Origin of the sequence: Bacteroides sp. AM16-13, from assembly GCF_003602705.1 — a bacterium.
Classification (GTDB): Bacteria; Bacteroidota; Bacteroidia; order Bacteroidales; family Bacteroidaceae; genus Bacteroides; species Bacteroides xylanisolvens.
In genome coordinates, this window is record NZ_QTLK01000002.1 from 34,317 (window position 1) to 56,437 (window position 22,121).

At 39.8% G+C, this 22,121-nt stretch carries 17 protein-coding genes and 1 tRNA gene; 8 read left to right on the top strand and 10 right to left on the bottom strand.

The window, feature by feature from the left end:
• Positions 1–80: 80 nt before the first annotated feature.
• The gene (locus DW173_RS01640) at positions 81–938 is read right to left on the bottom strand and encodes a PepSY-like domain-containing protein (protein WP_117684112.1); all 858 of its coding nucleotides are present in this window, start codon (positions 936–938) and stop codon (positions 81–83) included.
• A 21-nt stretch (positions 939–959) separates the two neighbouring features.
• Positions 960–1,397, bottom strand: a complete 438-nt coding sequence (locus tag DW173_RS01645; RefSeq protein ID WP_008019169.1) for a PepSY-like domain-containing protein — start codon at positions 1,395–1,397, stop codon at positions 960–962.
• Positions 1,398–1,716: 319 nt separating this feature from the next.
• On the opposite strand from DW173_RS01645, the gene DW173_RS01650 reads away from it, so the two are divergent.
• Genes DW173_RS01650 through DW173_RS01660 form a run of 3 tightly spaced genes read left to right on the top strand, consistent with a single transcriptional unit; the run spans position 1,717 to position 4,564 of the window.
• On the top strand, positions 1,717–2,868 hold the full coding sequence (locus DW173_RS01650; protein WP_117684111.1) for an NEW3 domain-containing protein: 1,152 nt from the start codon (positions 1,717–1,719) through the stop codon (positions 2,866–2,868).
• Between the two features lie 3 nt (positions 2,869–2,871).
• The gene (locus DW173_RS01655) at positions 2,872–3,615 is read left to right on the top strand and encodes an ABC transporter ATP-binding protein (RefSeq protein ID WP_004314352.1); all 744 of its coding nucleotides are present in this window, start codon (positions 2,872–2,874) and stop codon (positions 3,613–3,615) included.
• Positions 3,608–4,564 (top strand): ABC transporter permease, encoded by a 957-nt coding sequence (locus DW173_RS01660; protein WP_007752792.1) that lies wholly within the window; start codon positions 3,608–3,610, stop codon positions 4,562–4,564. Before DW173_RS01655 ends, DW173_RS01660 begins: the two co-directional genes overlap by 8 nt.
• A 131-nt stretch (positions 4,565–4,695) precedes the next feature.
• On the opposite strand, the gene DW173_RS01665 is transcribed toward DW173_RS01660, so the two are convergent.
• The 4 genes from DW173_RS01665 to DW173_RS01680 all read right to left on the bottom strand — a co-directional run bounded on the left by DW173_RS01665 (position 4,696) and on the right by DW173_RS01680 (position 8,654).
• Positions 4,696–5,970: a sensor histidine kinase gene (locus DW173_RS01665; protein WP_007752795.1), complete on the bottom strand. Its 1,275-nt coding sequence runs from the start codon at positions 5,968–5,970 to the stop codon at positions 4,696–4,698.
• 22 nt (positions 5,971–5,992) lie between these two features.
• Positions 5,993–6,670 (bottom strand): response regulator transcription factor, encoded by a 678-nt coding sequence (locus tag DW173_RS01670; RefSeq protein ID WP_007752797.1) that lies wholly within the window; start codon positions 6,668–6,670, stop codon positions 5,993–5,995.
• Between the two features lie 211 nt (positions 6,671–6,881).
• Positions 6,882–8,375, bottom strand: coding sequence for a proline--tRNA ligase (gene proS, locus DW173_RS01675; protein ID WP_007752799.1), 1,494 nt, complete (start codon positions 8,373–8,375; stop codon positions 6,882–6,884).
• A 206-nt stretch (positions 8,376–8,581) separates the two neighbouring features.
• Positions 8,582–8,654 (bottom strand) — tRNA-Gly (locus DW173_RS01680).
• A gap of 231 nt (positions 8,655–8,885) precedes the next feature.
• On the opposite strand from DW173_RS01680, the gene DW173_RS01685 reads away from it, so the two are divergent.
• The 5 genes from DW173_RS01685 (at position 8,886) to DW173_RS01705 (ending at position 17,885) form a co-directional block, all read left to right on the top strand.
• On the top strand, positions 8,886–10,298 hold the full coding sequence (locus DW173_RS01685) for a TolC family protein (RefSeq protein WP_117684110.1): 1,413 nt from the start codon (positions 8,886–8,888) through the stop codon (positions 10,296–10,298).
• A 6-nt stretch (positions 10,299–10,304) separates the two neighbouring features.
• A complete protein-coding gene (locus DW173_RS01690; protein ID WP_117684109.1) occupies positions 10,305–11,291 on the top strand; it encodes an HlyD family secretion protein in 987 nt (328 codons plus the stop codon).
• Between the two features lie 22 nt (positions 11,292–11,313).
• On the top strand, positions 11,314–12,498 hold the full coding sequence (locus DW173_RS01695; RefSeq protein ID WP_087322305.1) for an ABC transporter permease: 1,185 nt from the start codon (positions 11,314–11,316) through the stop codon (positions 12,496–12,498).
• Positions 12,482–13,654, top strand: a complete 1,173-nt coding sequence (locus DW173_RS01700) for an ABC transporter permease (protein ID WP_117684108.1) — start codon at positions 12,482–12,484, stop codon at positions 13,652–13,654. Before DW173_RS01695 ends, DW173_RS01700 begins: the two co-directional genes overlap by 17 nt.
• Before the next feature lie 241 nt (positions 13,655–13,895).
• Positions 13,896–17,885, top strand: coding sequence for a two-component regulator propeller domain-containing protein (locus tag DW173_RS01705; protein WP_120143521.1), 3,990 nt, complete (start codon positions 13,896–13,898; stop codon positions 17,883–17,885).
• Between the two features lie 148 nt (positions 17,886–18,033).
• Here DW173_RS01705 and DW173_RS01710 read toward each other — a convergent pair whose 3' ends face one another.
• The 4 genes from DW173_RS01710 to DW173_RS01725 all read right to left on the bottom strand — a co-directional run bounded on the left by DW173_RS01710 (position 18,034) and on the right by DW173_RS01725 (position 22,053).
• Positions 18,034–18,453, bottom strand: coding sequence for a DUF1893 domain-containing protein (locus DW173_RS01710; protein ID WP_008022321.1), 420 nt, complete (start codon positions 18,451–18,453; stop codon positions 18,034–18,036).
• An 8-nt stretch (positions 18,454–18,461) separates the two neighbouring features.
• Complete coding sequence (locus DW173_RS01715; RefSeq protein WP_055234984.1) at positions 18,462–19,865, bottom strand: aldo/keto reductase; 1,404 nt, start codon at positions 19,863–19,865, stop codon at positions 18,462–18,464.
• Between the two features lie 19 nt (positions 19,866–19,884).
• Positions 19,885–21,393 carry a 4Fe-4S binding protein gene (locus DW173_RS01720; protein WP_008022317.1) on the bottom strand — a complete coding sequence of 503 codons (1,509 nt, stop codon included), beginning with the start codon at positions 21,391–21,393 and terminating at the stop codon, positions 19,885–19,887.
• Positions 21,394–21,582: 189 nt separating this feature from the next.
• On the bottom strand, positions 21,583–22,053 hold the full coding sequence (locus DW173_RS01725; RefSeq protein WP_008022315.1) for an MBL fold metallo-hydrolase: 471 nt from the start codon (positions 22,051–22,053) through the stop codon (positions 21,583–21,585).
• Between the last annotated feature and the right edge of the window lie 68 nt (positions 22,054–22,121).

The window sequence follows — 22,121 nt, forward strand, 5'->3', positions numbered from 1 at the left end:
ACGATGACATGATTCCAGGCGGATATGTCATCGTTCATTATATGTGAGAATTATGTAATCAGGAGCATGTGCATCCTTTTTTATGGGATGACAATGCCGTCTTCATTGATATTTACTTCAAGATCTACATTCATTTTTTCCAGTTCAATCCGATAATAGATGGTGCCATCTGCTTTTTCAATACGTTTCGCTTCGTCAAAACGATATTCTCTATATTGATTATTAATCGTATTTTTGACAGCTTCGGGCAGTTCATTTTGACGTACTTCCCATGAAGTAGAATGCCAATCTCCGGTCTGATCGAACAAAACATCTTTTGATATTCCGTTATGAATGATATCCACTTCCGTATATCCGAAATCCCAGTCATTTCTATCATCTTCTACATCTATTTCCATGATTTTGGCATTCGGATATTTTTCATTAATGAAGTTTCTCATTGCTTCAGTCAATTGAACGGGAAGATGACCGGTGTTATCATCATCAGTGTCTACGATACTTTTAATCAGAGTTCCGTCCGCAGAATAATATAAGTCTATCTCCTGGTTCTGATTTTCGACTTCAATTACGAAAATAGTCTCAACGCCTGTCCGCTCCAATTTGTCTACATCATCTTGTTTCCACGAAGCATATTCACTCTTTTCAAAAGAAGTTTTCACAGCTTGCGGTAATGCATTGTAAGGAATGTCCGTTTCCGTCATTTGCCATTTTCCATCTTGGGTAAACCATGCAGATGCTTCATATCCATCATAGAAATCTGCTACATAATATCCGCACTTAGTTTCCCATTTCACATTTGCAGCATTAGGGTATTTAGATGCAAATGCGTTTTGAAGTTCGGTAGGAACAGCAATTGAATTATCGTCGTCGTTATCACAACTTTGTAGGCTCCATGTAACGCAAAGTGCCAGTAAGAGTGTATAAATCTTTAGTTTCATCTTTGTTCTATTTTAAAAGGTTTAGAAGTCAATATCAATCAAATTAAATTTCAAGTCGAATTTCAATTCCGTACGGTTGGACAGTTTTACTTCATAATCTTTTTTATCCCTCTCTATTTTCAGGATTTTAGCATCGGGATAATTGGTCGTTACATATTTTTGAATTGTTGCAGGGATAATAGCTGTAGGTACCGCGCTATATTTGCAATTCACTTCTTCCCAGTTTCCTTTGTTATCAAATTCTACTTTATCGCCATTAGTGAAAATCACTTCATAACTTTTATAGAAGAAATCACTTTCCATTTTGGCTAATGCTACTTTGCTGTCGGCAAAATGCTGTTTGATAAACTGCTGTGCCTGTTGTGGCATTTGAGTTACCTGAATAGGTTTGTCGTCATCTGCACGAGCTACTGTTTGCAAAGTAAAAAAACATACTAATAAGAATACTAACTTTTTCATAATCGTTGTTTTTTAAATATTGGTTTTTACTACTATTATTAATTTCGCATTGCAAAGATGAAAGGAGAATCTGAAAAGATTTGGGAATTTTGAGAATTATCGAAAAAAATCTCATAAAAATATAGTGACGCTATCCTGTTAACATAGCGTCACTATCTATAAAGGATACCGTCACCATCCCATAAGGATAGCGTCACTATAATTTCTTCCTGAAATTAGATTCTTTAGGATTCTTTTAAAACTACTAATATACACATCGTTTATTTTTGCACACACGAATTTGACGATATTCATATTAAATAACCATAAGAACTTTTTTATGACTATGAGAACAAATTATTTTTTATTATTAGCTATTCTATTGGGGGTTATTCCCATGAGTTACACACACGCCAATGATTCAATACCGAAAAGCGTGATTCTGTACACACCTTACACAAAAATCTCCGTATCGCCCGGAGCGTCAATTGATTACAGTATTGATCTTATCAACAACACGGACCAATTGACGAATGCGAATCTTTCTGTCAGCGGATTATCCGCCAGTTGGAAACACGAAATGAAATCCGGTGGCTGGAGTCTTAGCCAGTTGTCGGTACTTCCCAAAGAGAAAAAGACTTTTAATTTAAAAGTCGAAGTTCCATTAAAAGTGAATAAAGGCAATTATCATTTTGTGGTATATGCCGGAAGCGCTAAACTTCCCTTGGATGTGGTGGTTGCTCAAAAAGGAACGTACCAAACCGAATTTACTACTGACCAGCCCAACATGCAGGGAAATTCGAAATCAACCTTCACTTTCAGTGCTACTTTAAAGAATCAGACCGCCGATCAGCAACTATATGCTTTGATGGCTAATGCCCCCAGAGGGTGGAATATCGTTTTTAAACCGAACTACAAACAAGCCACTTCTGCACAAGTAGAGGCAAACAGTACACAAAATGTAAGTATAGATATTACCCCTCCTGCCAATGTAGAAGCCGGTAGCTATAAAATTCCGGTACGTGCTGCTACAGGTACAACTTCTGCCGAATTGGAACTGGAAGTAGTTGTCACCGGTTCTTATCAAATGGAACTGACTACTCCTCGCGGGTTATTAAGCACAGATGTCACAGCTGGTGATGTGAAAAAAATAGAGCTGGAAGTAAGAAACACTGGTTCTTCATTACTGAAAGACATTCAGTTGTCTGCCAATAAACCTGCAGACTGGGAAGTTACTTTTGAACCTTCAAAGGTTGACGCATTAAAAGCTGGAGAGACATCAACGGTAATGGCTACTTTGAAAGCTTCTAAAAAAGCACTGCCCGGGGACTATGTGACTACTATCATGGCTAAAACTCCTGAAGTAAATGCCGACGCGCAGTTCAGAATTGCGGTAAAAACTCCGATGATATGGGGATGGGTAGGTGTGCTTATCATCATTGCTACTATCGGTGTGGTTTACTATCTGTTCCGTAAATATGGAAGGAGGTAAATGATGGGCGAACAAGTGATCGTACTTACCGATTTGACCAAACAATATGGTAATTTCACTGCTGTAGATCATATTCGCCTGAATATCCGGAAAGGGGAAATCTTCGGATTGTTGGGACCGAATGGTGCCGGAAAATCAACTACTATCTTAATGATGCTAGGGTTGACGGAGCCTACTTCGGGAACAGTTGAAATCTGTGGAATAAATTCTACCACTCATCCTATTGAAGTAAAAAGGAGGATAGGTTATTTGCCTGAAGATGTAGGATTTTATGATGATATGACAGGACCGGAGAACTTGATCTATACAGCGCGATTAAATGGTATTCCTGATAAGGAGGCGAAAACCAAAGCTATGGAACTGATGAAGCGGGTAGGCCTTGAAGAACAGTTAACCAAAAAGACCGGAAAATATTCTCGTGGTATGAGACAGCGGTTGGGATTGGCTGATGTGCTTATTAAAAATCCGGAGATTATTATCCTCGATGAACCGACTTCAGGAATTGACCCGGCCGGTGTTCAGGAGTTTATCGAACTGATTCGCTGGTTGAGTAAGGAAGAGGGGTTGACTGTACTTTTCTCTTCCCATCACTTGGATCAGGTACAGAAAGTATGCGACCGGGTTGGTTTGTTTAGTAATGGCCAATTACTTGCGTTGATCGATATGGCAGAACTGAAAGACAAGAAACAGGAATTGTCTGATATTTATAACCATTATTTTGAGGAAGGAGGAGAAAGACATGAATAAAGTCAATCATCCTTTTTGGGTGATCGTCAACAAGGAAATTTCCGACCATGTCAAAAGTTGGCGTTTCATTATATTAATAGGTATTATAGCGCTTACCTGCATGGGATCGCTATATACAGCACTCACAAATATTGGTGAAGCTATCAAGCCTAATGATCCGGACGGCTCGTTTTTATTTTTGAAGTTGTTTACGGTTTCAGATGGGACTCTCCCCTCTTTTGTACTGTTTATTAACTTCTTAGGACCTTTATTGGGAATCGCCTTAGGATTTGACGCAGTCAATTCCGAACAAAATAAAGGAACGTTGAGCCGTATGCTGTCCCAGCCTATTCATCGTGATTGCATTATTAACGCGAAGTTTGTGGCTGCTCTAATTGTAATAGGTATCATGCTGTTTGTATTGGGCTTTTTGGTAATGGGCTGTGGATTGATTGCCATTGGCATTCCTCCTACAGCAGAAGAGTTTTGGCGAATTGTTTTCTTCATCATTACCAGTATCTTTTATGTAGCATTTTGGCTGAATTTAGCTATTTTGTTTTCACTTCGTTTTCGTCAGGCAGCGACTTCTGCATTGGCATCGGTGGCTGTTTGGTTATTCTTTAGCGTATTCTATACCATGATTGTTAATTTGGTGGCAAAAGGTTTAAGCCCGTCACAGATGGCGTCGCCTTATCAGATTATCAGTTATCAAAAGTTTATTTTGGGATTGATGCGTTTGGCACCGAGTGAATTGTTTAATGAAGCTACCACTACATTATTGATGCCTTCTGTTAGAAGTTTGGGACCATTGACTATGGAACAGGTGCAGGGAGCTATTCCCAGTCCGCTCCCGTTGGGACAAAGTCTTTTAGTCGTATGGCCGCAACTGACGGGACTGATTGCAGCAACAGTTATCTGTTTCGCTATCTCTTATATCATGTTTATGAGGAGAGAAATACGATCCCGATAACTGACTCACCATAAAAGACGCAAAGGACACAGAGAAATAAGTTAAATGAATACAGCTGATAGATCGGATGATGATTACCGACAAGTTATTCACTTTTTACTCCGTGTCCTTTGTGTTTTCTGAATAAAAAATTATTGTCTGGAAATCTCGAAGCAGTGCTCTTTCTGTTCGAAGTAATATCTTATACTCAAGTGTTGCAAACGACAGATAGAATCGGCTATTGCTAGTCCCAGACCTGTAGATCCTTCCTTTTTAGTTCCTTGATAGAAACGTTCGAAGATATGTTCCTTATCCAACGGATTTTCTACTCCTGAATTTCGGAAAGTAATACTGTTTTTGGTAACAGTGATCCGGATATGTCCCCCGTCAATGTTATGTACAAATGCATTTTTTAGGAGATTCGTGAGTAAAGCAACAGCCAGAGATTCATTCATTGTCACATTGAAAATGTCCTGTTCATCGATAGTTACTTCTATGTTACGATAGTCGTAAACTTCTTCGTAATCTTGCAGATATTGTTTGAGAAGTCCATTTAGTTCCAATTGCTTGGTATCTGTAAACTGGCCATTGTCAATTTTGGTAAGCAATAGTAGAGATTTGTTTAATTTAGTGATGTATTCTAAAGTCTGGTGAGTTTTCATCAGTTCTTCCAGTTGTTTTTCTGATAACGAATCATCTTCCATCAACATTTCCAATCGGTTACGGCAGATAGCAAGTGGAGTTTGTATCTCATGTGAAGCATTTCCGATAAATTGTTTTTGTTGTTCGAACATCTGCTCCGTACGTTCTACATAACGAATAGCAGCCTCATTTAATTTTCGGAATTCCGTGATTTGGGTTTCGTTACTCAACGGCTTATTCTTTTTTCCTGTTTGATAACCGTCCAGCCAATGAAGAAGCACATAGAGCGGTCGCATATTCCGATAGAACACCCATACGGAAATGATAATAATGCAGAATAACAGAGCTACATACAAAAATATAATCCATACTTGGATGGCATCTCTCAAATCATCTTTTTCAATGCTGGGAGTTGATACTGTCAGTTCGTGGTATCGTCCTTCATCGTCTTTAAAGATAGTAGTAAGAATACGTGCCGGTTCGGTTTCCTCTTTTTCTTCAATATATACCATAGAGTCTTTATATTGAATATCCTCCCGGCTTTCTGCATATTCTTTGCTTACTTCCATCATATAATATTGATTGTTGGAGCCGTTGGTTTTAGAAGGTAGCTCCTCTCCTGCCAATGCCCGGATAATGATGGTTTCCGAATAATCTTCCAGAGCGTCATCCACTTCATCGTTGACTTCATCAATCATCGTAACATAAAAAAAGATAGCCCAGACCGTCAGTATGAAGGTCAAAGCAAGCGTAATACGAAGAATGATGTAATATATTAATTTCATGGACAATATTCTCTTTCTTTTTTTATTCTACTACCATTTTATACCCAAACCCATAGACCGCTTTGATTTCAATGTTTGCACCCGAATCTTTGAGCTTTTTGCGAAGATTCTTAATCTGTGCATAAATGAAGTCAAAATTATCAACCTGGTCAATATGATCTCCCCATACTGATTCGGCCAAAGTGTTTTTATTGATTAATCTTCCGGGACGATTGATAAAATATAACAGGATGTCATACTCTTTTCTATTTAGCTCCACTTCTTGATCGTTGACAAATACACGATATTTATCCGGTTCTATTCGTACATTACCTTGGCGGATATCAATTTCTCCGTCATGCTGATGACGGCGAATCACGCTTTTAATTCGTGCATTTAGTTCAACCAAATGAAATGGCTTCGGTAAATAATCATCCGCTCCCAGTTCCAGTCCCAAAACTTTGTCTTCCAAGGAGTCCTTTGCGGAAATAATAATTACGTTCTCCCGTTTATGGAGAGCTTTCAGCCGTTCAAGAAGATCAAGTCCGCTTCCGTCCGGTAGCATGATGTCCAATAAGATACAATCATAGTCGTAGTCTTCAACTTTGCGTAGAGCAGAATTAAAGTCACTGGCTGTTTCCACAACGTAACGTTCTTTTTCAAGTGAACATTGAATCAGTTCTCTCAAAGAGGGTTCGTCTTCTACAATCAATATCTTCATAACTTTGTCTCCTTTCTTTTTTACAGCTACAAAGAAAAGGGATATTTCTGAAATAAAACTGAAATGGATTGAAAAAAGAGTTTGAAATAACCATTGAATGTCCTATGAACTATTTGGACAGGTCACAAATAATATAATATGGAAGGAAAAAGAAAAGGATGAAAGCGATTGAATCGTTTCCATCCTTTTTATAATTATGTGTGATTTCTATTTAATAAGAACGTGCAAATATCACGCGGCAAGCAGATGGTTTGCCTGTTACCATACATTTACCCGGTTCCTTGTCTCCCGGAACAAATGAATCGAACGGAATACAACGAATGGTTGCTTTGGTTTCTTCCTTAATCTTTTCTTCCGTTTCAGTGGTTCCGTCCCAATGAGCCAGAATAAATCCACCTTCTTCGATTTTTTCTTTAAATTCGTCGTAAGTATCTACTGTTGTAATCTTGGAGTTACGGTAGTCCAATGCTTTCTTGTAGATATTAGCCTGCATTTCTTCCAGCAAGTTTTGAACATACGTTTCAATGCCTTCACAAGTAACTGTTTCTTTTTCCAGTGTATCACGGCGCATCACTTCCATGGTGTTGTTTTCAAGGTCGCGACCACCCATAACCAAACGAACAGGTACACCTTTCAATTCATAGTCGGCGAATTTAAAGCCCGGACGTTTATTATCTGCATTGTCATATTTAACAGAGATACCTAATGCTTTCAGTTTCGCTACAATGCCTTCTACTTTAGCATCGATTTGTTTCAGTTGTTCGTCATTCTTATAGATAGGAACGATCACTACCTGAATAGGAGCCAAATGCGGAGGTAATACCAATCCGTTATCATCCGAGTGAGTCATAATCAATGCACCCATCAAACGGGTAGAAACGCCCCATGAAGTAGCCCAAACATACTCCAACTTGTTTTCTTTATTAACAAATTGAACATCGAATGCCTTTGCAAAGTTTTGTCCCAGGAAGTGGGAGGTACCACTTTGCAACGCTTTTCCATCCTGCATCATGGCTTCAATTGTATAAGTATCAAGTGCACCGGCAAAACGTTCGTTGGCTGATTTTACTCCCTTTACAACAGGAACGGCCATATATTTTTCTGCAAATTCACCATATACATTCAGCATTCTGATTGCTTCTTCTTCTGCTTCCTCACGAGTAGCATGAGCAGTATGGCCTTCTTGCCACAGAAATTCAGCAGTACGCAGGAAAAGGCGTGTGCGCATTTCCCAACGGAAAACGTTAGCCCATTGGTTGCAGAGAATAGGCAGGTCACGATATGACTGAATCCAATTCTTATAAGTATTCCAGATGATTGTTTCTGATGTCGGGCGGATAATTAATTCCTCTTCCAATTTAGCTGCAGGATCTACTACAACTCCTGAACCGTCTTCTGCATTCTTCAAGCGATAATGCGTTACAACGGCACACTCTTTAGCAAAACCTTCTACGTGTTCAGCTTCGCGGCTTAAGAATGATTTCGGGATTAATAACGGGAAGTATGCGTTTACATGTCCTGTTTCTTTGAACATATCATCCAATTGACGTTGCATTTTTTCCCAGATGGCGTATCCGTAAGGCTTAATCACCATACATCCGCGCACAGCAGACTGTTCTGCCAAGTCAGCTTTTACCACCAAATCGTTGTACCACTGTGAGTAGTTTTCACTACGTTTGGTAAGGTCTTTCAGTTCTTTTGCCATTATATTTTTCTATTTAAAGTTTTCTTGAGTGTTAAAACAGGGTGCAAAAATACGAAAAATGCATGAATTGCCCTATTCTTCATGCATTAATTTTCTAAAGTCATGTTTTGTTTCTTTTCCTCTATAATATGTATTTCAATAGAAAAGGGGCTTGGAAATAAAAAAATCAGGCAGTGTATTTAAGTTAACTGTCTGATTTTCAAAAGAGCGGTAAACGAGGCTCGAACTCGCGACCCCCAGCTTGGGAAGCTAGTGCTCTACCAACTGAGCTATTACCGCATATTTACTGTGTTTCCCGACTTAAAAGCCTTATGAAACGGTGATGCAAAGGTAAACATAATTTTTATATCTCAAATAAAATCACAGAAATTTTAATGAAAGAAAAAAGTAATGTCAAAGTTGCTTTTACTCTTTTGTTTTGATGAAAAAAGGACCGGAACTGAAAGAGCGTGAACAAACCTCTCTTTTCATCTGTTAGAATATCTCGAAATCAGATATAACCTAACCAGTATGAAAAAAAATAAGCGACTTTTTATACTATTGACTTTGTATTTCTCCATCAGTCAGATAGATGCACAGACACCATTAAGTTTTGAAGAATCACTGCATCTGCTGAATCAGGGAAATCAGAGTTTGAAAATTGCAGATAAGAGTATTGAGATTGCGAAGGCTGAACGTGATAAACTGAATGCTTTCTGGTATCCCAGTCTTCAGTCTACGGGTGCGTTTGTGCACATGTCGGAGAAGATTGAAGTAAAACAGCCCCTATCGCAGTTTACTGATCCAGCTAAAGACTTTGTACATTCCATTATTCCGGATGATCAGGTCATTTCATCCATACTAGATCAAATTGGAGCCAACACACTGGTGTTTCCCCTGACTCCCAGAAACCTGACTACTGTTGATTTATCAGCCGAGTGGGTGCTCTTTTCCGGTGGTAAACGTTTTCGTGCCACCAATATCGGAAGAACGATGGTCGACTTGGCACGAGAAAGTCGGGCACAGGTATCGGCTAACCAGCAAAACCTATTGGTTGAAAGTTATTATGGGCTTCGGCTGGCACAACAAATAGTGACTGTTCGTGAAGAAACTTATAACGGATTGAAGAAACATTATGAAAATGCCTTGAAATTAGAAGCGGTAGGAATGATTGACAAAGCAGGCAGACTTTTCGCCCAAGTGAATATGGATGAAGCTAAACGAGCATTGGAAGCTGCGCGGAAAGAAGAAACAGTAGTGCAAAGTGCTTTGAAAGTCTTGCTAAATAAAAAGGATACAGATGCTAATATCATTCCTACCTCTCCCCTTTTTATGAATGATTCACTACCACCTAAAATGCTTTTTGATCTTTCTGTAAACAGCGGAAACTATACGCTCAATCAATTACAGTTACAACAACATATTGCCAAACAGGAAGTACGGATTGCTCAAAGCGGATATCTGCCGAATATAGCCCTTTTCGGAAAACAAACCTTGTATTCGCATGGTATTCAGAGTAATTTGTTGCCACGTACCATGATAGGTATTGGTTTTACATGGAATCTCTTTGACGGACTGGATCGGGAGAAGAAAGTACGGCAATCGAAATTGACGGAACAAACACTGGCTTTGGGACAGATGAAGGCTCGCGACGATTTGGCTGTTGGCGTAGATAAACTTTATACGCAGTTGGAAAAGGCACAGGATAATGTAAAAGCTCTAAATGCAACAATTGCTTTAAGCGAAGAACTGGTTCGTATCCGAAAGAAATCTTTCACAGAAGGGATGGCAACCTCTACCGAGGTTATTGATGCTGAAACCATGCTTGCCAGTGTAAGAGTAGCTCGTTTGGCAGCGTATTATGAATATGATGTGGCACTTATAAATCTACTCTCGCTTTGTGGCACACCGGAACAATTTGCAAACTATCAACCTAAACCGTAACAAATAATGAAACCAACTAGTAAAACCCTATCATGGGCTTTTGTTATCATCCTTTTGGCGGTCGGTATTTTTACCGGCTTGGGAGTTATACTAATGCATAAACAACAGCTAGTTCTGCAAGGACAGGCTGAAGCAACAGAAATCCGTATCAGTGGAAAACTTCCCGGTCGTATCGATACTTTCTTCGTTCAGGAAGGCGATTGGGTACACCAAGGAGATACTCTTGTCGTTATTAATAGTCCTGAAGTACATGCCAAGTATCAACAAGTGAATGCATTGGAACAAGTAGCGGTACAGCAAAACAAGAAAATAGATGCCGGAACCCGTCGTCAGATTGTGGCTACTGCATTGCAGTTGTGGAATAAAACGAAGAGTGACCTTACTCTCGCTCAAACAACCTACAACCGTATTCTCACTTTATATAAAGACAGTGTTGTCACTTCTCAAAGGAAGGATGAAGTAGAAGCGATGTATAAAGCGGCTGTAGCAGCCGAGCGCGCTGCCTATGAGCAGTATCAGATGGCTGTAGACGGTGCACAGAAAGAAGATAAAGCATCAGCTGCCAGTATGGTGGATGCTGCACGAAGCACGGTGGATGAAGTTTCGGCTTTGCTGGTCGACTCCCGGTTGACAGCTCCGGAAAACGGACAAATAGCAACGATCTTTCCTAAACGCGGAGAGTTGGTTGCGCCGGGAACTCCCATTATGAACCTGGTGGTTATGGATGATATACATGTCGTTCTTAACGTACGGGAAGATCTGATGCCACAGTTTAAAATGGACGGAACATTCGTTGCAGATGTACCCGCCATCGGTAAAGAAAATATAGAGTTCAAAATCTATTATATAAGTCCGTTAGGCAGTTTTGCTACTTGGAAATCAACCAAGCAGACCGGAAGTTATGACCTACGTACATTTGAGATTCATGCGCGTCCGACTCAAAAAGTGGATGACTTGCGTCCCGGTATGTCCGTGTTATTGACTTTAGACTAATTGACATCAAATAAACCAGAGAATGGATGAATCACAAACATATTCCCCCTTTCGTTCCGTATTATTAAGAGAATGGCAGCGAATGACTTCGCGGCGCCTTTATTTTGGCGTCTGCATTGTTTTGCCGTTGTTCACCCTTTTCTTTATGGCTACGATTTTTGGCAACGGACAGATGGAAAATATTCCTATCGGTATTGTCGATCAGGATAACACTGCTACTTCCCGGACTATTGCCAGGAATATCTCTGCCGTACCGACTTTTAAAGTGACAAAGCATTTTGCAGATGAAGCGGCTGCCCGTGAATCTGTACAAAAGAAAGAGATTTATGGTTATCTTTCCATACCTCCCCAATTTGAGCAAGATGCTATCACCGGAAAGAATGCAACACTCTCCTACTATTATCACTATGCATTATTGTCGGTAGGCGGTGAGTTGATGGCGGCATTCGAAACATCATTAGCTCCGGTGGCTCTTTCCCCTGTGGTGATGCAAGCCGTGGCTCTCGGAGTAGAACAGAATCAGATTACCACCTTTTTATTACCGGTGCAGGCTAATAACCATCCGATATATAATCCAAGTTTGGATTATTCGGTATATTTGAGTCAGCCCTTTTTCTTTGTTTTGTTTCAGGTCTTGATCTTGTTGATTACTGTCTATACGGTCGGTATTGAAATTAAGTTCCGTACAGCAAATGATTGGTTGACGACTGCTAAAGGCAATATAGTAACTGCTGTTTTGGGTAAGTTATTGCCTTATACCATTATATATATATTGATAGGGTGGTTAGCTAATTATGTCATGTTCGGTATCCTGCATATCCCTTTTCAGGGGAGTTGGTGGTTAATGAATATCATGACCGTGCTTTTCATCATTGCGACGCAGGCTTTAGGGCTGTTTTTATTCTCGCTGTTTCCGGCAATTTCACTGGTGATAAGCGTAGTCTCTATGGTAGGTTCTTTGGGAGCTACCTTGTCTGGGGTGACCTTTCCGGTTCCCAATATGTATCCGTTGGTGAGGGATGCTTCCTATTTGTTTCCTGTCCGCCATTTTACGGAGATGATGCAAACCATGCTTTATGGAGGCGGTGGTTTTATCCATCTTTGGCCGTCGGCTGTGATACTCTGTATCTTTCCGTTGCTGGCCCTATTGTTGCTTCCCCATTTAAAACGAGCTATAGAAAGTCATAAGTATGAAAACATTAAGTAAGTTACAACAGTTATCATTCATCATTCGTCGTGAATTTCTAGCTATCAGTACTAGTTATGCAGTTCTGCTTGTGTTGATGGGAGGAATCTTTGTCTACGGATTACTCTACAATTATATGTATGCACCGAATATTGTAACCGATGTTCCTGTTGCCGTAGTCGATAATTCGCATAGTGAATTAAGTCGTGACTTTATCCGTTGGCTGGATGCTACTCCCCAAGCAGAGATTTATAGCCAGGCGATGGACTATCACGAAGCAAAAGAATGGATGAAAGAAGGCAAAGTACAGGGAATACTCTATCTGCCTCATGATTTTGAGAAGCGAGTGTTCCGGGGAGATGAAGCCGTATTTTCTCTTTATGCAACTACGGATGCTTTCCTGTATTTCGAGGCTTTGCAGGGGGCTTCATCGCGTGTCATGCTGGCTATTAATGATAAATACAGGCCTGATGTAGCTGTATTTCTTCCGCCTCAAGGATTGCTTGCCGTAACTATGGCAAAACCGATCAATGTAATAGGAACTGCACTTTATAATTATACAGAAGGCTATGGCTCTTATCTTATTCCCGCAGTTATGATGATTATAATCTTCCAGACTTTATTGATGGTTATTGGTATGGTGACCGGAGAAGAGCACAGCAACAGAGGAATCCGTGCTTACACTCCTTTTGGATATGGCTGGGGAGTTGCCATTCGTATAGTGGCGGGAAAAACATCCGTATACTGTGCTCTTTATGCCATCTTTGCTTTTTTTCTATTAGGCTTGCTCCCCCATTTTTTCAGTATTCCTAATATTGGAAACGGACTATACATTGTATTATTATTGATTCCATACCTGATGGCGACCTCCTTTCTGGGGTTGGCAGCTTCCAGGTATTTTACGGATTCAGAAGCTCCCCTACTCATGATCGCCTTTTTCTCTGTAGGATTAATATTTCTTTCCGGGGTTTCCTATCCGATGGAACTAATGCCTTGGTATTGGAAAGCTGCACATTACATTCTTCCCGCTGCACCAGGCACACTTGCTTTTGTGAAATTGAATTCTATGGGAGCCAGTATGGCGGATATCAGACCGGAATATATAACCCTTTGGATACAAGTATTTATTTATTTTATAATAAGCATATGGGTTTACAAGAAAAAACTGGAAATCTGATCCTATTGGTTAAATTAACGAAACCAAAACATGCGCTAATTGTGACATACAATCAAAGAATACTTTCAGATAAATCAACTTCTATATGCAAATAATCAACTTTGGAAATAAAATTGTTTCCAAATGAATGTTTTCTTAGAGAATTTCTTCTACTTCTTTGCATTTTTCATTGCTTTTGTCTAGTTTCGTTAATTGTTATATTTATATGATTGCTAGAAGTAGTTTAAAAACAACTGTTTATATGAAATACATTATATATATTCTCCTTTTTTTTCCTATTTGGGTTACAGCACAGACATACAAATATATAGGAATAGAAAATGGTTTGAGCAATCGCCGGATATTCAATATTCAGAAAGATACACAAGGGTACATGTGGTTTCTCACCAATGAAGGAATGGATCGTTATAACGGTAAAGATATAAAACACTATAAATTAAATAAAGAAGCTAGTACTTTAGATGCTCCTGTACGTTTGGGATGGTTGTATACAGGTCCACAAATTGGTATATGGGTGATCGGTAAGCAGGGACGGGTTTTTCGATATGAAGCAAACGAAGATGATTTCAGAATGGTATATAAACTACCGGATATTTCTGAAACAATTAGTTGTGGCTATTTGGATCGGAATAATAACATTTGGCTATGTTGTAAGGATTCTATATTACTATATAATATAAATGATGCTCACATTCTTCAATTTTCCAATATACTACATAGTAATATCACAGCGATAGAACAAATAGACGAACAACATTTCTTTATAGCAACAGAGCTAGGCGTTCGATATGTTAAACTGGAGAATGGCATTTTGGAGACTATTCCTGTTAAAACACTGGATTATTTTCATGCGCAAGTAAGTGAATTATATTTTCATAAGCAATTAAAAAGACTATTTATCGGTTCATTTGAAAGAGGAGTTTTTGTGTACGACATGAATACACAGGAGATTATACGACCGGAAGCTGATCTTAGTGACGTAAATATAGCTCGCATCAGCCCGTTGAATGAAACGGAGTTACTGATTGCAACAGAAGGAATGGGAGTATATAAGGTTAATGCAAATACTTGTGAGCTGGAACATTACATTGTTGCTAATTATCAAAGTTATAATGAAATGAATGGGAATAATATCAATGATGTATTTGTGGATGAAGAAAAGCGGATATGGCTTGCTAACTATCCCACAGGGATTACGGTGATTGATAATCGCTATGAGAATTATCATTGGATGAAACACGCTATGGGCAATGTCCAATCATTAATCAATGACCAGGTACAAGCGGTCATTGAAGACCATGAAGGTGATTTGTGGTTTGGAACTAGTAATGGTATTAGTCTTTATAATTCAAAAACAGGTCAGTGGCATTCATTCCTAAGTTCTTTTAATCAGCAACTAAAAGACAAGAATCATATTTTTATTACTCTATGTGAAGTGTCTCCCGGCATTATATGGGCAGGAGGATATACTTCCGGTATTTATAAAATAAATAAAAATACTCTATCAGTTGAATACTTCTCTCCTTACCTGCTTTCTCACGTCAATATGCGTCCGGATAAATATATTCGTGATATAGTTAAAGATTCAAGAGGGTATATCTGGTCGGGAGGATATTATAATCTAAAATGTTTTGATTTGGAGACTAACACTACACGTCTATATTCAGGATTGAATTCCATTACGTCCATTGTTGAAAAAGACAAAGATAATATGTGGATTGGGACTGCTATCGGATTGTATTTATTAAATCGAAATACTGGTGAATATCAGTATATTGAAATGGAGGTAGGGATTACTTATATCAATACGCTTTATCAGGCAGATAATGGGTTGTTATATATCGGGACAAATGGTATGGGAGTATTTATCTATCATCCTCAAGATAAAACTTTCGAGCATTACTTTTCTGATAACTCTGCATTAGTTTCAAACAGAATATTTACAATATTGCCGGAAGTAGATGGACGTATAATGATGAGTACGGAGAATGGAATAACCTGTTTTCATACTAAAGAAAAGATATTTCGTAATTGGACCAAAGGAGAAGGATTGCTACCTTCATATTTTAATGCAGCAGCAGGAACGGTGCGTAAAAATAAAAACTTTGTATTCGGTAGTACGGATGGAGCAATTGAACTTCCGGTGAATGTGAAATTTCCGGATTATAAGTTCTCCAGATTGATATTCAGCGATTTCCATCTTTCTTATCAACCTGTTTATCCGGGTGTCAAGGGTTCCCCTTTACAGAAGAGTATTGATGAGACAGATGTATTAGAGCTGGCATATGATGAGAATACGTTTTCATTTGAAGTTTCTACAATCAATTATGATTCTCCCGGAAGTGCACTATACTCATGGAAATTAGAAGGGTTTTATGAAAAATGGACTCAACCGGGAGCAAATAATTTGATTCGTTTCACCAATTTGCCTCCGGGTAAATATACCCTTCATGTGCGTGCAGTATCCAGAGAAGAACATGACATTGTTTTTCAGGAACGTACTATGAAAGTTATCATCACACAGCCTTTTTGGTCGAGTTGGTGGGCTATCCTGTGTTATATCCTGTTGGTAATCGGAGGATCTTATTTCGTTCTGCGGGTGATAAATCTAAGAAAGCAAAAAAATATATCTGATGAAAAAACGCAGTTCTTCATTAATACGGCGCATGATATACGTACTCCATTAACTTTGATAAAAGCACCTTTGGAGGAATTATTGGAAGAAGAGACGCTTACCGACAATGGAATCACTCGTACGAACATTGCATTGAGGAATGTAGAAGTACTTTTACGACTGGTCAGCAATCTGATTAATTTTGAACGGACGGATGTATATTCCTCTAAAATGAGTATTTCCGAGTATGAGTTGAATACCTATATGAATGATATATATGATACATTTGCTTCTTATGCAGCCATCAGGCGCATTGAATATACATACGAGAGTACTTTCAGCTATATGAATGTATCGTTTGATAAGGAGAAGATGGATTCAATTTTGAAGAATATAATATCAAACTCGCTAAAATATACTCCGGAAAATGGCAAGGTCAGCATTTCCGTATCCGATACGAATGATTCATGGAAAGTAATAATCAAGGATACAGGTATAGGTATTCCTGCCAGTGAACAAAGTAAGTTGTTCAAGCTCCATTTCCGTGCCAGCAATGCTATTAACTCTAAAGTGACGGGTAGTGGTATCGGATTAATGCTGGTAGGAAAACTGGTCAGCCTTCATGGAGGTAAAATTAGTGTAGATAGTGTTGAGCATCAAGGTACGACAATCAAAATTGTTTTTCCGAAAAAGAATAAGACTTCTCAAAATATCAGTGACGAAGCACCTTCTAAATTTGAGGCGTTGGCTCCTGTACTGCCCGCTCCGAATGTACCAGCAAAGACAACCGCTACGATAGATAATCCAAATTTACGACGGATTCTTGTTGTAGAAGACAATGATGAGCTACGCTCCTATCTGGTCAGTTCATTATCTTCTATATATAATGTACAAGCTTGCGCTAACGGAAAGGAAGCGTTGATTATTATCAAAGAATATTGGCCGGAACTGGTTCTTTCTGATATCATGATGCCGGAGATGCGGGGAGATGAATTGTGTGTTGCTATCAAAAGTGATATTGAGATTTCACATATTCCTGTGTTGTTGCTCACTGCTTTGGGAGAAGAAAACAATATTCTGGATGGACTGTCGATTGGTGCGGACGAATATCTCATCAAACCTTTCAGTGTGAAAATATTACGGGCGAATATCGCTAATCTGTTGGCAAACCGGGAACTGTTGCGCATGAGATATGCCAATCTGGATATAGAAGCGAAATCAATGGTTCCATCTGCAAACGGTACTAACAGCCTCGATTGGAAGTTTATATCAAGTGTAAAGAAAATCGTGGATGAGAATATAAACAACCCTGAATTTTCCGTTAATGTGCTCTGTGAATCAAGTGGCATGAGCCGTACCAGTTTCTATTGTAAATTGAAAGCATTGACGGGACAGTCTCCGACAGAGTTTATTCGGGTGATGCGTTTGAAACGTGCTACCGAGTTATTGAAAGAGGGTGAATATGCCATTAATGAAATTTCAGACATGGTTGGATTCTCTGAAACTAAATATTTCCGGGAAGTATTCAAAAAATACTATAAGATGAGTCCGAGCAGGTATGCTAAAGGAGGAGGTAATCCCACTGCTGCTGATATGGAAGATGACGACGAAGATTGATAAATAGAAAAATAGATGAATAAGTCCTATTATTATAATATGTTCTCCCCTGCTATAAATATCTTTAGCAGAGGAGAACTTTCTTTTTCAAGACTTAACAAGCTGTATTTTTTCTCATACTTTATTTCGTGTTTCAGTTATCTCTTTCTTACTTCCTACTTCTGATTTTTTCCAGGAAATCGCGGATCAGTGGTAATATTTCTTCTGCTGATTCCACTTCGCTACACATAGTTTCTACTGGACATCCTCCTGTACGGTCGCGGTTCCAGATAAAAGCAACTTCCTGCGCAAAATCGACTTTCACATCTGATTTCCGGAATAGCTCCAAAGCCTTGGTACTGATAATATCCGTATATAATTCTTTTATACCACCCAGAATTATCAGGGCGGCAGCTCCCTTGCCAACCACTTTGTCGGCAATCAAAGCTCCTTTAAGAAACTCCGGTTCCTGTGTTAGCAAATCATATAGATCGGCTACGCCACGTTGAGTGAAAGTGCGGATTTTTCCTCCGTTGGCAATGGTACAGGAATATCCTCCCGTATGTAATAGATTAATTAATTCTTCCATCGTTTCTTTTATAAAGTACCTTGTTTCAATTGTTCTACAAACTGGTCTATCCGGTGCAGTTCTTTCGGAATATCAATGTTTTGCGGGCAATGAGCCACACACTGATTGCAACCGATGCAATGGCTTGCCTGACGAAGTTTAGGCACACTACGGTCATATCCGACAAGAAAAGCGCGTCGGGCTTTCGCATAATTTTCATCCTGTCCGCTTCTGGCGACATTACCTTCATTGACACAACGGTTGTAATGCAACAATACAGCAGGTATATCCAGCCCATACGGACATGGCATACAGTATTTGCAGTCGTTACAAGGGATAGTAGGATATTTCAGCATTAATTGTGCTGTTTCTTCGAGGAATTCTTTTTCTTCATCAGTCAATGGTTCCAAAGGAGAATAAGTGCGAAGATTATCCTGCAGATGCTCCATATAAGTCATGCCGCTTAATACAGTCAGAATATCCGGGAATGAACCGGCAAAACGGAAAGCCCAGGAAGCGACACTGCTTTCCGGACGACGTTGTTTGAGCCGTGCCACCAGATTATCGTTTAACTTGGATAGACGTCCTCCCAAAAGTGGTTCCATAATGATGGCAGGAATCCCCCGTTTGGCCAGTTCGCCATAGAGATATTCCGCATCCGTATTTCGAGTATTGGTCTCTTTGGCATGTTTCCAGTCTACATAGTTGAGCTGTATTTGTACAAAATCCCATTTAAATTCATCGTGTCGTGAGAGCAGATAATCATATACTTCAATATCGCCATGGTAAGAAAATCCGAGATTCCGGATACGTCCGGCTTCACGCTCTTTAACCAGAAAATCAAGTATTCCGTTATCCAGGTATCGTCCTTTAAGGGCTTCCATTCCTCCCATGCCGATGCCGTGGAGCAACATATAATCAATGTAGTCGACTTGTAGCTCCGCAAATGATTTGTGGTACATCTTGAGCGAGGCTTCGCGAGACCACGTATCAGGAGAGAAATTAGACAATTTGGTAGCGATGTAATATTTATCACGGGGATGACGACTTAATGCAATACCTGTTGCCTTTTCGGAAAATCCTTGTACATACGCCGGAGATGTATCGAAATAGTTTACTCCGTGAGCGATTGCATAATCTATCAATCCATTGACGGCATCCTGGTCGATAACTTCACCATTACCATCGGGAGCAGGTTTGAGCGGCCAACGCATACAACCATATCCCAAAAGTGAAACACGGTCACCGGTGGTTGGAGATGTGCGGTAAGTCATTTTATCGGTGGGCACCTCTCCTTCTCCTGTTGCGCTACTTGAAGAAGTAGTCCCCTTTGAAGAGCATCCGTATAGCAACCCGGTCGATGTGGCTGCGCTGATACCTACAATCTTAATGAAATCTCTTCTATTTATATCTTTCTTATTTTTTTCTTCCATAATCTTATACTGATTTAGATCAAATAATTCTGTGCATCTGGTGTCCGCTCACATAAATGGCGCTGAAAGGACGGGACGGACAAAGGTTTTCACACGCTCCGCAACCAATGCATTTTTCTACATTCACTACCGGAATTTTTAGAGAATCCGCTTTGTCAGGATCGGAAGCCACCATTTGTATGGCACCTGTCGGGCAATGGCGGGCACAGTTGCCACACTCCATTCCATCCGTCAAAGGCACACAGTTCTCTTTAATCCATACGGCATGTCCGATCTGAATAGCCGATTTCTCGGCAAGACTGGTCAGATGAATAGCATCTGTCGGGCATACTTCCGCACATTTTGCACATTCGGGACGACAATATCCACGTTCATACGACATTTCCGGTTGCATCAACGTCATCAGATTGTCCGAAGGACGCAACACCTGGTTGGGGCAAACAGATACGCATAATTGGCAGGCAGTGCAATGTTGAGCGAAATTGCGCGCGCTTAATGCACCTGGAGGATAAATCGGATTTTCTCTGTTCGGGATCTTCTTATCCTCAATAGTGGCTAACCCACCGTCCACTTTCTTTTCCTGTGCTTTCAGGACAGAAGTTGTCGCAAAGATAGCCGATGCCGAAAGGAAGCTACGGCGGGCATTATCAATCTGTTCGGTAGTGACAGCCTTTGCTTTCATATCTTCGCTTGTAGCTGTTTCGTTTTTAGGTTTCCGTCGAGTGTATTTAATGGCTCCATGCTTACACTTTCCAATGCAATCCATACAAGCCACACAACGACTATAATCAATTTCATGAGCTTTCGAATTGATACACGATGCTTTGCAATTACGGGCACATAAACCGCAACTATTACATTTGGAAGTATCAATCACCGGTTTGAATATCGCATATTTGGATATAAATCCCAATACAGTACCCACCGGACAGATGGTATTGCAATACGTTCGTCCATTACGCCACGCCAGAATGAAAAGGACAATGAGAGTGACAACGGCAATAATCAGTGTTGAAAGGCTCTTCATCCATACATCTACCTCATAAAAAGCATAACTATCCATTCGTTCGGCAAAGTACGCCAACAGGTTGTTTCCCCATTGCCATACCGGCGCGAAAAGGCTGGAAGCTATCCGTCCATAAGCACTATACGGAGCCAGTAAGATAGCCAAAGAATTCAGCCCTGCAACCATCATGATAATGAACATTCCTAAAACGCCATACCGCAACCATTTCATTGCCGATGAATAGCGGAAACGATTTTTCTTTTGTTTACCGGATATCCACGAAACGATGTCCTGAAACACTCCCAACGGACAGATAACGGAGCAATAGATACGCCCGAACAGGAATGTAAATACAACTAAAAACAATACGACACCTATATTCAAGGCTAATAAAGCCGGCAGAAATTGAATTTTCGCCAACCATCCGAACCATGTGTGCAATGTACCCGTAAAGTCGAGAAAAAGCAGGGTAATAAGCGTAAAGCACACAATGGCGGCTGAAAGTCTGATAGTACGTAGCATAAACTTTTTTAATTTTCAATTTATAGTAGTTATCTCTAAATGTCCAAAACTGTCAGGATTCAACCCAATGTATTTCAACGTTGCAAATTTAATCAGGGAAATTTGTTTTTTAACTATACAGATTACAGAATGTTTTACCAATTTTACTGATAAATAGAAAAGAAACGTTTAACCGTATTAGGTGAAGAGCTATTTTTCTAATGTCACGACCTCTCCGATCTCCGGAATCAATACATTGAGGTAATCTTTATTCTTCATCTCTTCTGCATTCTTCAAAGGCTCGTCCCAACGATGTTTGGCTAACGCATATTTAGAATGATGTACGGTCAGGACTCTCTTCGCTTTTAAGTCTCTGGCTGTCTGCGCCATATATTGGGGCATGAGGTGAATTAAGCTCCACTCTTTGTCGTATTGCCCGTTTTCGAGGATTGCAAGGTCGATATTGGGGAAGCGGTTGCCTATTTCCGCATAATGCGTATCATACCCTCCGTTTCTATAATTAGGAGATTTCATGACTCTCTCCAGCCGTTCCCCGCGAGGAGTTCTGCCGAAGCTGGGTTGATTGATAAAAACAACGACTGACACAGCCAGCAACGCTATTACAGCTAATATACATCCTACAATCATACGTGTTCTGAATTTCTTGAATATGATACGCATATAATTAATGACTAAATTATTTCACGCAGCAAATATACAGGTATTCAGAGAGCCCGTTAGTATATAGA

Excerpts from the sequence above, each read along its gene's own strand:
- proS (WP_007752799.1), bottom strand. The coding sequence starts at position 8,375 with ATGGCAAAAGAACTGAAAGACCTTACCAAACGTAGTGAAAACTACTCA.
- DW173_RS01655 (WP_004314352.1), top strand. The coding sequence starts at position 2,872 with ATGGGCGAACAAGTGATCGTACTTACCGATTTGACCAAACAATATGGT.
- DW173_RS01705 (WP_120143521.1), top strand. The coding sequence starts at position 13,896 with ATGAAATACATTATATATATTCTCCTTTTTTTTCCTATTTGGGTTACA.
- DW173_RS01685 (WP_117684110.1), top strand. The coding sequence starts at position 8,886 with ATGAAAAAAAATAAGCGACTTTTTATACTATTGACTTTGTATTTCTCC.
- DW173_RS01715 (WP_055234984.1), bottom strand. The coding sequence starts at position 19,865 with ATGGAAGAAAAAAATAAGAAAGATATAAATAGAAGAGATTTCATTAAG.
- DW173_RS01720 (WP_008022317.1), bottom strand. The coding sequence starts at position 21,393 with ATGCTACGTACTATCAGACTTTCAGCCGCCATTGTGTGCTTTACGCTT.
- DW173_RS01700 (WP_117684108.1), top strand. The coding sequence starts at position 12,482 with ATGAAAACATTAAGTAAGTTACAACAGTTATCATTCATCATTCGTCGT.
- DW173_RS01645 (WP_008019169.1), bottom strand. The coding sequence starts at position 1,397 with ATGAAAAAGTTAGTATTCTTATTAGTATGTTTTTTTACTTTGCAAACA.
- DW173_RS01660 (WP_007752792.1), top strand. The coding sequence starts at position 3,608 with ATGAATAAAGTCAATCATCCTTTTTGGGTGATCGTCAACAAGGAAATT.
- DW173_RS01670 (WP_007752797.1), bottom strand. The coding sequence starts at position 6,670 with ATGAAGATATTGATTGTAGAAGACGAACCCTCTTTGAGAGAACTGATT.
- DW173_RS01650 (WP_117684111.1), top strand. The coding sequence starts at position 1,717 with ATGACTATGAGAACAAATTATTTTTTATTATTAGCTATTCTATTGGGG.
- DW173_RS01690 (WP_117684109.1), top strand. The coding sequence starts at position 10,305 with ATGAAACCAACTAGTAAAACCCTATCATGGGCTTTTGTTATCATCCTT.
- DW173_RS01665 (WP_007752795.1), bottom strand. The coding sequence starts at position 5,970 with ATGAAATTAATATATTACATCATTCTTCGTATTACGCTTGCTTTGACC.
- DW173_RS01640 (WP_117684112.1), bottom strand. The coding sequence starts at position 938 with ATGAAACTAAAGATTTATACACTCTTACTGGCACTTTGCGTTACATGG.
- DW173_RS01725 (WP_008022315.1), bottom strand. The coding sequence starts at position 22,053 with ATGCGTATCATATTCAAGAAATTCAGAACACGTATGATTGTAGGATGT.
- DW173_RS01710 (WP_008022321.1), bottom strand. The coding sequence starts at position 18,453 with ATGGAAGAATTAATTAATCTATTACATACGGGAGGATATTCCTGTACC.
- DW173_RS01695 (WP_087322305.1), top strand. The coding sequence starts at position 11,314 with ATGGATGAATCACAAACATATTCCCCCTTTCGTTCCGTATTATTAAGA.